Origin of the sequence: Turneriella parva DSM 21527, from assembly GCF_000266885.1 — a bacterium.
Taxonomy (GTDB): domain Bacteria; phylum Spirochaetota; class Leptospiria; order Turneriellales; family Turneriellaceae; genus Turneriella; species Turneriella parva.
On sequence record NC_018020.1, the window covers coordinates 1,276,095 to 1,286,664 of the forward strand.

The following is a 10,570-nucleotide window of genomic DNA, read 5'->3' on the forward strand; positions in this document are numbered from 1 at the left end:
GCCGCGAAAAACTGGTGCAATGGGCTGGCCGGCCCTCTGGGCAAAGGAGTTCAAAGAAATGAAGACAATGAAAGTATTGGTGCTGGCAACAGCCATGGCATTTTTCGGCTCACAAATCTGGGCAGATGAGTGCGCGGCGCTCGATCGCGATATTCAAGAGATGAATCTCGCCATCAGCCACATTAAAGAGCACGGTGAAATAACCAAAGAAGATGCAAAAGAAGCGGCACGCGATCTGAAACAGACCAAAAAAGACCTCAAGGCGATGATCGCTTCGGGTGAAGCAGACGCCGAAGAAGCGGCGATGGCTCAGCGTGCGGTTGATGGCATCGACGAATGCATCAAAGGCCTCAGAAAAAATGACATGTCACGCGTCGTCGGCGGCATGGAACAAATCGTCTCTGTCATGCACGAATACCGCGCGCATGCACACTGCGGCGAAGCGAGTCACTAAGAGGTTTCGGTTCGCGCTTAAGCGCGAACCTCGCGCATCCATGCGCTTCGGAGAGGGGGGGATTCGAACCCCCGGTAGGTTTCCCTACACATGCTTTCCAAGCATGCACATTAGACCACTCTGACACCTCTCCAAGAATTAGAAATCCGGCTGCGCCGGATTTCTAATTCTTGGGATTGGGACGCCTCGTCGAGCGCGATATGGTTACTTCGGGTAAAAGTACGATGACAGCACAAAGATGAAAATGCTCACGGCAATGCCCAGAGAGGCTAACACGACATCTTTGCCAACTTTGCGAAAGGTGTCGAGGTACGGTTGGTCGCGTGATGTCATGGTGTGCAGAACGATCTCGCGGCCTGCAAGCAGACCGAGAAAGACCCAGGTCGTCGACATCGGCATCTTGCTCCACTGCTGAAAGATTAGCAGTACCGTGGCGTAGACCAGATCGACTATCGTCGCCGCCTTAGACCATTTGATATCCGACTTTTCGCTGACGACTTCTTGAATTGTGCCGCCATTCGTGCGCACAATGATCATGAGTGCGAGCGATATGATCGCGAGCGCGGCGGCTAACTCGGTGACGCTGAGCTGTCTCGGCAAAAAGACCGCAATATTCGCGGTGTCTTGCAAGAGCCACGCAATCCACAAATACAAAGTCGAAAACCACTGCAGCGAGCTCCAGTAGCGTTCTGTTTTTTCGTCGGGCACATGGTCGTCTTGGTATTCATGCGGGTCGAGACGCGCGAGAATGCCCCATACCGCGATGCCGCAAACGAAGGCGATGCCATAACCGACAAAAGACTTCACGAGCCTCTTTTCAATGTTCTGGCTTCCGAATAACCCGAGGATCAAGAACGTCGTCGAAACCGGTGCCTTAGGACGCGTAATCACCACCAGCACTAACGGGGCCAAGAGCTGTATCAGGTTGAAGTTCTTCACTTCGGGAAACGAATTCAGGCGCTCGAAATGTATTTCGCCTGCATGCTTCTGCCAGGCATAAATATGCACGGCAACGAGTATGCCGCAGAGAAACAAAACTTTGGGCAGCCAGTGCAGCTCTTCTTTGCTTTCAATAAAGGTGCCGACGGTTTGAATCGCATCGTTGCCAGCCACAGAAAATGCCGCGACTGCAAAGGCGAGCCAGCCCAGCCAGTAAGGGTTTAGCCCGCCGAAGTATGCCGCGGCGATACCCACACCGATTGCGGCTGTGCCGGCAAAGAACCTCGCCTGATCGCGTGAATTGGGGTGCTTATAATCGACAAGGCTCCTAGGGCTCATGAGGTCGACCTCGATTGATGCGACATTTAGCCAAATACAAAACTATATTCCGAACCCGGTCTGCTGCTGTGAAATTCCATAGCTATTGCACTAGGCTGCCCCCGGCACGATGTGTAACCTGGATGCCCTTGCGTTGACCGCGTGTCTCAATTACCCGGCTTTTCGTCCCTGTGAATAAGCTCTACTTCTCACTCACGCTGAGTCTCGCCCTGACCTCTGCCTCGGCGGCCGCACCCACCACAGCCGCCGCAAAACCCAATGCGCTCGCGACCGTCGCGCTGCCGACCTATATTGACGCCACCGGCTCGAAGAACTACGGCTACCTCGCCGGCTCGCTGACCGACGCGATCGACGCGTCGATGCAGCAGAAGTTCGACTATGCTCGCGCCGACAAGAATGCAGTCGAGCGTGAAACCAAGAAACTCTGGCGCCCCGGCAAAATTCCATTGGATGCGGATGTCAAACAGATCGCAATCTTGACGCGCAGCGATTATGTCATCGTGGGTTCGTACTCGCTCAGCCAAAACAAAAAGGAGATCATTTTCTCTACCCGGGTCTACATTGCACCCGACCGCTTTATCACCGTACCCGAAATTTCGAATGCCGTCGACGCAACGCTGTTCGATGCAACCAATCGTGTTGCTACCGAAATTGTTCGGGCAATCGAGGCCGATGCATTGCGCGAACAGGCCAAACTTGCTGCGGCACCGAAGCCTGAAGGCGGCAAAATTACATTGGCGAAAGCAGCCGAGAAGCCGCCTGAGCCGCAGAAAGAAGTTTTGCCCGATCTGAAGTTTGAAAGCGGCGCCACCCGCTCCACAGAAAAATCTATTGGCGTTGGCATCAACCACCACACCAACTACTTTGAACGGCACACGCAGTTTTATCGCTATGCAAGTGCTCTGACTTCGATCGACGCCGATGTCTACTTCGGCACGATACGCCTTCTGGGGCAACTGGCTTACCCGAAAACACCGACCGGCAATCTGATACCCACCACGTACGAGAACATCAACTCGTGGACTCTGGGTATCGAAACGGATAGCCATTCTGGCGATTCGTGGATCACCTACGGTATCAACTACCGTTCGTTCAGCAAGCCGAATCCCGCGGGACTCTACCCGCGTGAAGTACTCGATTGGTCGAGCACCATTTACTTTGATGGCGGCGTTGGCCTTTTTAACATTGGGCCAGTGCGAATCAGCCTCGACTATGCAACATACCTCGACATCATGGGCGGTAAACCCGTGGCGAAGACGACATCAGATTTATTTCTGCTATGGAACATCGAAGGTGATGTTCGCGCCAATTACACGCTGCCGGTTATTCATGCAAATCTTGGGCTCAGTCTGGGCACGTCGGTCGCCATTTACGATCAGACGTCTGAGCTGTACGTGCTGTCATTCGGCGACTTGTCGCTCGACGGCAACAGCCGCGCGGGCAAGGCATCGGGCATGCGCATTGCCGTTGATCTGAATAAATCGTTCTATGGTATCACGCTGCGCCTGCGATATGTAAACTTTCCGAATATCACGACGGCGTTTCAACCGCTCGACAACCAGAACGTGCGCCGTTCGTCACTGAGCTATTTCACGTTCGGTGCCGAATACCGCCTGGCTTTCGGTCGGTAATTTACATTCGCCTTTTAGGTTGAATGGCTTTTACCCCATTGCGGGTAGGTTGAGCCAGGCCCCGTGGGGAAAACTTTCTCCACAGTGACTTTTTCGCCGTCGTAACGGCCGAGGCCGAGAAAATTCTGCGGCGCCGCGATGCGTAAGATGCCGGTCAGCTGCGGTTTGTTCTGCGGCACAAACGGATTGCCGTTCAAGAACTTTATCTCTTCATCGGCCGTGACATTCAACACGGGAAAAAAATCCAGAATTTCGAAATCCGCAATGGTGCCGGCGATCTTACCCCATTCGGCGTCGACCGCTTCGTCGCTCACCGACCATGGCCCAATCGCAATGCGTCGCAACGCCGTGAGGTGCCCGCACGTGCCAAGCTGAGCAGCAATGTCGCGCGCGAGCGAGCGAATGTACGTGCCCGACGCGGCCCGGCACCGCATGGCGAGTGCATCGGGCGCGAGCACGTGCAGCGAGAGAGCGTGCACTTCAACCTCGCGCGGCGACGGTTCTGCCGCTTCGCCGCCGCGCGCGAGTTCGTGGGCGCGCACGCCACGCACCCGTACGTTGGAATAAGCAGGGGGGGATTGCAGAATCTTACCGGTGAAACGGCTTTGAGTAGTTAATAAATCCTCACTATCTATTCGGGGCACCGGAGTTTCCTTAACTAAGGTGCCCGTAAAGTCGAGGGTATCGGTTTCCTGGCCCAGCCTAATGGTGGCGGTGTAAGTCTTGGGAAACTGCAAAAAGTATTCGAGAAACCGGGTTGAATCACCCGTGGCGGTGATAAGAAGGCCCGAAGCAAACGGGTCGAGAATACCCTCGACCCCAAAGCCCCGCCCCCTGACGTTCAGCAGATTGCGCACTGCCGAGCGCGTCGTCGGCCCGGCAGCTTTGTCAATCAGGTAGAAAATAGACGGCTTGGTTATCGCTGAGCCCGAAACGGGCTCACGATCAAATTACTTCTTCGCTTTGCCAGCAATCGCTTCTTTAGCGGCTTTGCTGACGCTGAATTTAACGACTGTTTTCGCGGGAATCTTGATCTGTTCGCCGGTTGCCGGGTTGCGGCCCATGCGTGCTGCGCGCTGTACAAGTTTCAGAATGCCGAAACCAGGAAGCGTGAACTTGCCGACAGATTTTGCTTCTTTATATGCGATCTCTGTGAGCGCTTCAAGAAATGCGTCGACGTCTTTTTTCGTGAGATTGGTTTTCTCTGACAGCGCCGAGAGAAGCGCGCTCTTAGAGAGGGGTTTTTTATCTGCCATGATGCGACATAATAGGCTAGCGCATCCATGCTGTAAAGTGAAAAGTGCGAAAACAAAGGGTTTTCTTGCATTGGCCTGGCGGCCAATGCAAGAAAACCCTTTGTTCTTTACGCGCCATAGAAATATAAAAAATTGGCGCTTCACTCAGGAGAAACCATGGCAAGAAAGTGCGACTTAACAGGACAAGGAACCCGCTTCGGCAATAACGTGAGCCACTCACACCGTAAGACGCGCCGCACGTTCAAATCAAACGTGCACAAGAAACGCATCTTTCTGCCAGAAGAAGGCCGCTTTATCACCTTGAACGTCTCAACCCGCGCGCTGCGCACCCTGCAAAAGAAGGGCCTCGCCGCAATGATGAAAGACGCGCAGAAATAGCCCACTGCACCGGTGATAGTCAAGAAAACCGGGCGTTGCCCGGTTTTTTTATGCTCTGGCCCTCAATCAGTCTGCATTATTTATGCATATTAATATTGACATACTGTGCATATGAATACAAGGTCTAGCATGCGAACGACATTGAATCTTTCAGACGAACTCATCACCAAAGCGATACGTGAAACTGGCGTGACCGAAAAGACTAAACTGATTCATATGGCGCTTGAAGAATTGGTGGCCAAAAAGGGGCGCGAGCGGTTAACGAAGTTCTTTGGTGCAGACACGAATGCAACGGTCGCGCCACGCCGACGCTATGAGAACCCTGATTGATAGCAGCGTCTGGATTGCGTACTTTCGCAAGACGATCGATTCAACCATTCTGAATGAATTAATCGCCAACGATGAAGCTCTGACCCACATTCTGGTCGAGGCTGAGCTCAGGGCTGGTAACTTGTCAATCGACCGTGAAGATTTCTTTTCGGCTTTGCACTGCCTCAATTATGCCCCGATGATTGCCTTTGATGAGGTCTTTCAATTCATTGAAGGCAAGAAACTCTTTGCAAAAGGCGTGTCTTTTGTTGATGTCATGTTAATTATGTCGGCCTTGACTGTAGGTGCCCGCATCTGGAGTCTTGATAAGAACTTAGTTCAACTCGCAAACGAACTGCAACTTGCCACCTTAAAACTATGAAACACGAAACACCCGCCCTCTTTATTGACCGCAGCCGCATTCGGCAGAACTATCTTGATTTGAAAAAGGCGCTGCCTCCGTTTCGAATAGCGTACGCAATCAAATCGAATTCACACCCTGAGATTATCGAGATACTCAAGAAAGAAGGTTCGCATTTTGAGACGGCCTCAATTGCAGAAATTGAAAAATTGCTCGCGATGGGCATAAAGGCCGAAGAGATTGTGCTCTCGAACCCGGTAAAGGCACCCACGGCAATCGCGCGCGCACTCGACCACGGCGTGACTATTCAGAGTTTCGATTCGGTCGAAGAGCTCGAAAAGTTTAAACCATATGCAACGGCTGGGTCACCCTTCGACGGCGCTCAGGGTGACAAAAAGCTACCCGCAATACGACCGCAGCTGCGTATCGTCGTGCCTAACGAAGGTTCAATGTGGCCGCTTTCGGGTAAGTTCGGCGCCGACGAAGAACTGTGGCCGGCAATTTTTCAATACATGAAAGACAATGAGATACCACTCGACGGCGTCACATTTCACCCCGGCTCGCAGTGCGAAACCATCGCAGGGTGGGATAGCGCGCTCTACTTGACCTGGCGCTGTATCGAAATTGCGCGCGAATATGGCCTAAACCCAACCACCATCAACATCGGCGGCGGCTTTCCCGTTGATCTGGGCCGCAAAATACCGACACCGACCGCAATCGGCAAAGTTGTACTCCGCCACCTCAAAGAGTGGGAGAAAAAAGGGTTCAAACCCACAGACCTCATCGTCGAGCCGGGCCGCTTCATTTCAGGTTCAGCCGGGTATCTCGCGTCGCGTGTCGTCGGCGTCGCGCGCCGGGAAAAGACATGGGCGTTTCTCGACTGCGGCGTCTTTACCGGCATGATGGAAACCATCGACGGTATCAGCTACCCGATGCTGTTCTCGTCAACCGCAGAGAAAGAAACCGCGATGCTCTGCGGCCCCAGCTGCGACTCGGTCGACAAGATGTACGAAGCGCAAATACCGAAAGCCAGACCCGGCGACGCAGTCCTCTTCTTAAGTGCAGGCGCATACACGTCAGTGTATGCGTCTGAATTCAATGGATTTCTAGGACCGAAGATGGTTTTTCTCGACGAGGTCAAAGACCCCAAGAATTTATTCGAATTGATCGCCTGAGCGCGTAGCGCTCTGGTGATCAATTCATGAACACCCTGTTCGCCAATACCTCTTTTCTAAAAAAAACTTGCCGCATTGACTGCCTTCGGTCGTCATAGCCTATGTCTGTCCGGGTACGTATTTGTTTGTAGGGGTAGGTTTAAACCTACCCCTACAAACAAAGCAAAGCCACGGCAGGCGAAAAACAAAATTTTCAGGAGACAACATGAAAAAACTTATTAGTATTTTCGCCGCTCTGGCACTTGTTGGTTCACTGGCTGCACAGAAGAAAAAACCTGCAGCTAAGGCACCAGCAGCACCAGCGGCACCAGCAGCACCAGCTGTTAAGGCACCTGCGGCACCAGTCGTAGCTGCACCCGCAGTACCAGCCGCAGCTTCAGGTGAGCGCCTTGGACTGACGATTATGGGCTATGGCTCATTTACCTTCGCGAACGGCTCATCTAGCTATGTGCCCGTAAGCGGACAGTACACGGTAGCTACCGCTAGCTCAACGCAAACTTGGGAATCATCAGGTTCTAAAGGTTTTGGCGGTGGCGGGTCTATCGCATATGATCTCTTAGGCAAAGGACTCGCTATAGTGGGTTCATTCGACTATCGTTCTATCCAAAGCAAGGATATCAAGGTTGATATCAATGGTGGCGGTGCTGCCGCTGGCGGAGCAATTTCGTATACAGCAAAAGTGAAGACCGACTCTATGATCGTAGGTCTCGGTATTCGCAAGCACGCCGATATCTGGGGCGGTACGTTTTATGCAGGTGCAGGTGCGGCTCTTGCGCTGCCAAACGAAGACACGCTAACCATTTCTGGTCTGAGTGCCACAAACGGTGCCTTCGGCGCGGCCAATCCAGGTGTTGGTGGCTACGCGACAGAAGGTACATTCAAGAATAAATATAACCTTTCTAAGCCAGGCGTCTATGGTGAAATGGGTTATACTTACAGCATCACTGACAATCTCTTCATGGGCTTGGGCTTGAAAGTCATCGTTGTCACTCAAGATAACGAAGGTCAGTCTGTTCAGTATAAGGGTCTGTCAAACAAGAGCCAGAGTGCCACAGCAAACGGTGGCGCAGCAGTTGGAACCGGTGGTACGGTAACTTCACCGTATCCAATTTACACAGACATCAACTATACAGCGGAAACAAGCAATGCTATCCCGGGTCGTAACCCAGATACGCGTGGCATTACTGACTTCGCTGCACACATTATCGTCGGTTTCCGCATCTAATTTGTTAGAACGAAGACCAAAAGTTCGCGAGGGGCGTAAGCCTCGAGCGAAAGAAAGGCCCCCGGTAACGGGGGCTTTTTTTATGCCCTCTTCGCCTCTGCTTGCCACCGAATTAATTCGGTGGCAAGCAGGTCAGAAAGAACCTCATGAATACTCGGTTTTGGGGGGATGGCTTCAAAGGTTCTTTGCGGAGAACATGCAACAGCGGCCAGTTTTCCCCTTGCCCCCGAATTAATTCGGGGGCAAGCAGAAAAGTGCAGGGAATGAATTTATTGCCAAGGCAGCTGAATTGTAATCGTGACTATAGAACGAGTATTGCATGGCTCACGTCACCTATCAGATATATTTTCATGTCGTCTTTGCCACTAAACGCCGTCTACCCCTGTTGACACAGCAGATGATTGCGGTAATCAATGGCATAGTTCAAGATCTTTCAGTCGAAATAGGTTTCAGGGCTATCGCTGCGGGTGGCCATGAAGACCATCTGCACATCTTGCTTTCGCTGCCCCCGCATATGACCCTCGCCACTGTCATTAAACGCATTAAGGGCCGAACATCGCGTGAGAATGGAAACCTATACTGGCAAACCGGATACTATGTGGAGACAGTATCCGTTTCCGGAGTGGGTAACCTCGTTGACTACATTCGGAACCAATGGCAAATGCATAGTCTGCGCAGGCTCGAAGATGCCGGTTTCTTTGAACCTGCTTTCTTACCCCCATTGCCACCGAATTAATTCGGTGGCAATGGGGGAGAATCGCTTTCCACCCCACCGCATCTTTTCTGACTGTTGTGTCATGTTTCTCGAAAGCGTACGAGGGCTGATCGAGTCGGGCGATACCTCGGCGGTCATGCTCACAGGCAATGTGCGCGATGTGTATGCCTTTGACGGCAAGTTCGGCACGCTGACAGAACTGCTGCGTAGCCAGGTTTTTTCTGGTTACGATACCGTGGCAGAGTACGATCCGCAGGGCGGCATTCAATTTGCCGACCCGAAGCAGCGCGAGAACTATCTGCGTGCGCTCAGCGGCTACGATGCGTACCACAAGACGAGCTATGCGCAGAACCCGCCGAAAGACCCGGTGCAGGCGTTTTCGATTCTCGACAACTTTGCGCGGCTGCACCTGATCGACAAGAAGTCGTTCTGCGTCATTATCCATTATCTCGACCAGATAATTCCGACTGGGCTGAATAACAATAACGAACTGCGATATTTGGTTATAGCACTCGATAAGTGGGCGCAGAATTTGGATTTCAGACGAAACAAGATCCGTTTCGTGCTGATCGCGCCCGAGGTCGCGCGGCTCGAGAGTTTTATCGCGAAGAATGCGTTTATTGAGCATGTGACTATTGCGAGGCCTGGTCTTGAAGAGCGGCACAATACTATCTCCATTAGCCACCGAATTAATTCGGTGGCTAATGGAGAAGAGCAAAGTCACAAGCTAGCAGAACTGACAGCAGGCCTCACAAACCGCCAGGTGCTCGAGATTCTGAGCAAGAAGCAAACCGACGAAATTCAACTGCGCGCCATCAAGAAAGAGCTCATCAGCGCTGAGTGCAGAGGTTTACTTGAAATCGTCGAGCCGAAACATTCGCTTTCGGTTGTGGCAGGGCATGAAAAGGTAAAAGAAATTCTTTCGCTGACAGCTGAAGCGATCAAGCTCGGCAAGACACAGTACCTGCCGATGGGTTTCTTGATTTGTGGCCCCGTAGGTACGGGCAAAACATTTATCACCGAATGCTTTGCGCACGACGCGGCGCTGCCGGTGGTGAAGTTTCTGAATTTTCGCTCACAGTGGCAGGGCGAAACCGAAGCGAACCTCGAAAAGATTTTTAACATTTTGAAATCCATCTACCCGGTTGCAGTCATGATCGACGAGGCCGATGCGTTTCTCGGCAATCGCGACGCACAGGGCGACAGCGGTGTGTCGATGCGAGTGTTTGCTTCGCTGGCGGCGCTGATGAGCGACACGAGTTATCGTGGCAAAATCATCTGGTTCTTGATGACCTCGCGGCCCGACCTCTTGCCGGTTGATATGAAACGCCAGGGCAGGGCTGAAGAGCACCTTGCATTATTTCACCCGCAGAGTGGGGCTGAAGTAGACGCGCTCTACACGAGTGTCTGCAAGCGGCTCAAGATCGCGTCGCCGCTGAAAGAACTGCATCAGCTTCTCGACAAAAAGCGTTCGTATTCGGGCGCAGACATCGAAGCGATGATGACGCGCGCTGCGCTTTCAGCATCGGTCAGGCATAAAACTGAACTCAACGCAGAGATCGTCAAAGAGACAATTACCAATTTTCGCAGCCCTGAATATCCGCTCGCGATTGAGCTGCAGACCCTCGTCGCGGTGCGCGAGTGCACACACCAGGACATGGTGCCCGAAAAATACCGCGGGCTTGCCGCTGCAGACATCGAAGCGCGTATCAATGAACTTCTGGGTATGCTGAGGCAGCGATGATGCACGAGGTATCTGGTCGACACCGCACACGATGTGCGTCTGGG

At 52.6% G+C, this 10,570-nt stretch carries 11 protein-coding genes, 1 tRNA gene and 1 pseudogene; 9 read left to right on the top strand and 4 right to left on the bottom strand.

Annotated features, from left to right (window positions below):
- Window positions 1-58: 58 nt before the first annotated feature.
- Window positions 59-454, top strand: a complete 396-nt coding sequence (locus tag TURPA_RS06090; protein ID WP_014802417.1) for a hypothetical protein — start codon at window positions 59-61, stop codon at window positions 452-454.
- Between the two features lie 48 nt (window positions 455-502).
- Here TURPA_RS06090 and TURPA_RS06095 read toward each other — a convergent pair.
- Window positions 503-587, bottom strand: a tRNA-Ser gene (locus TURPA_RS06095).
- A 71-nt stretch (window positions 588-658) separates the two neighbouring features.
- On the bottom strand, window positions 659-1,732 hold the full coding sequence (locus tag TURPA_RS06100) for a hypothetical protein (protein ID WP_014802418.1): 1,074 nt from the start codon (window positions 1,730-1,732) through the stop codon (window positions 659-661).
- Window positions 1,733-1,902: 170 nt separating this feature from the next.
- On the opposite strand from TURPA_RS06100, the gene TURPA_RS06105 reads away from it, so the two are divergent.
- Complete coding sequence (locus tag TURPA_RS06105; protein ID WP_014802419.1) at window positions 1,903-3,363, top strand: hypothetical protein; 1,461 nt, start codon at window positions 1,903-1,905, stop codon at window positions 3,361-3,363.
- Between the two features lie 14 nt (window positions 3,364-3,377).
- Here TURPA_RS06105 and truB read toward each other — a convergent pair whose 3' ends face one another.
- Window positions 3,378-4,283, bottom strand: coding sequence for a tRNA pseudouridine(55) synthase TruB (gene truB, locus TURPA_RS21530; RefSeq protein WP_083847727.1), 906 nt, complete (start codon window positions 4,281-4,283; stop codon window positions 3,378-3,380).
- Between the two features lie 30 nt (window positions 4,284-4,313).
- A complete protein-coding gene (locus TURPA_RS06115) occupies window positions 4,314-4,619 on the bottom strand; it encodes an HU family DNA-binding protein (RefSeq protein ID WP_014802421.1) in 306 nt (101 codons plus the stop codon).
- A 156-nt stretch (window positions 4,620-4,775) separates the two neighbouring features.
- Here TURPA_RS06115 and rpmB point away from each other — a divergent pair.
- The 7 genes and pseudogenes from rpmB to TURPA_RS06150 form a co-directional block, all read left to right on the top strand.
- Window positions 4,776-4,985 (top strand): annotated as a pseudogene (gene rpmB, locus TURPA_RS06120) (50S ribosomal protein L28); the annotation flags it as partial.
- A gap of 141 nt (window positions 4,986-5,126) precedes the next feature.
- Window positions 5,127-5,327 (top strand): type II toxin-antitoxin system VapB family antitoxin, encoded by a 201-nt coding sequence (locus TURPA_RS06125; protein ID WP_014802423.1) that lies wholly within the window; start codon window positions 5,127-5,129, stop codon window positions 5,325-5,327.
- Window positions 5,311-5,688: a PIN domain-containing protein gene (locus TURPA_RS06130; RefSeq protein ID WP_014802424.1), complete on the top strand. Its 378-nt coding sequence runs from the start codon at window positions 5,311-5,313 to the stop codon at window positions 5,686-5,688. The genes TURPA_RS06125 and TURPA_RS06130 overlap by 17 nt, the downstream gene beginning before the upstream one ends.
- Window positions 5,685-6,842, top strand: coding sequence for an alanine racemase (locus tag TURPA_RS06135; RefSeq protein ID WP_014802425.1), 1,158 nt, complete (start codon window positions 5,685-5,687; stop codon window positions 6,840-6,842). The genes TURPA_RS06130 and TURPA_RS06135 overlap by 4 nt, the downstream gene beginning before the upstream one ends.
- A 205-nt stretch (window positions 6,843-7,047) precedes the next feature.
- A complete protein-coding gene (locus TURPA_RS23865) occupies window positions 7,048-8,067 on the top strand; it encodes a hypothetical protein (RefSeq protein WP_014802426.1) in 1,020 nt (339 codons plus the stop codon).
- 319 nt (window positions 8,068-8,386) lie between these two features.
- Window positions 8,387-8,803 carry an IS200/IS605 family transposase gene (gene tnpA / locus TURPA_RS06145; RefSeq protein WP_014802427.1) on the top strand — a complete coding sequence of 139 codons (417 nt, stop codon included), beginning with the start codon at window positions 8,387-8,389 and terminating at the stop codon, window positions 8,801-8,803.
- Window positions 8,804-8,864: 61 nt separating this feature from the next.
- Entirely contained in the window at window positions 8,865-10,526 is a 1,662-nt protein-coding gene (locus tag TURPA_RS06150) for an ATP-binding protein (protein WP_053332134.1), read from the top strand.
- Window positions 10,527-10,570 lie beyond the last annotated feature (44 nt).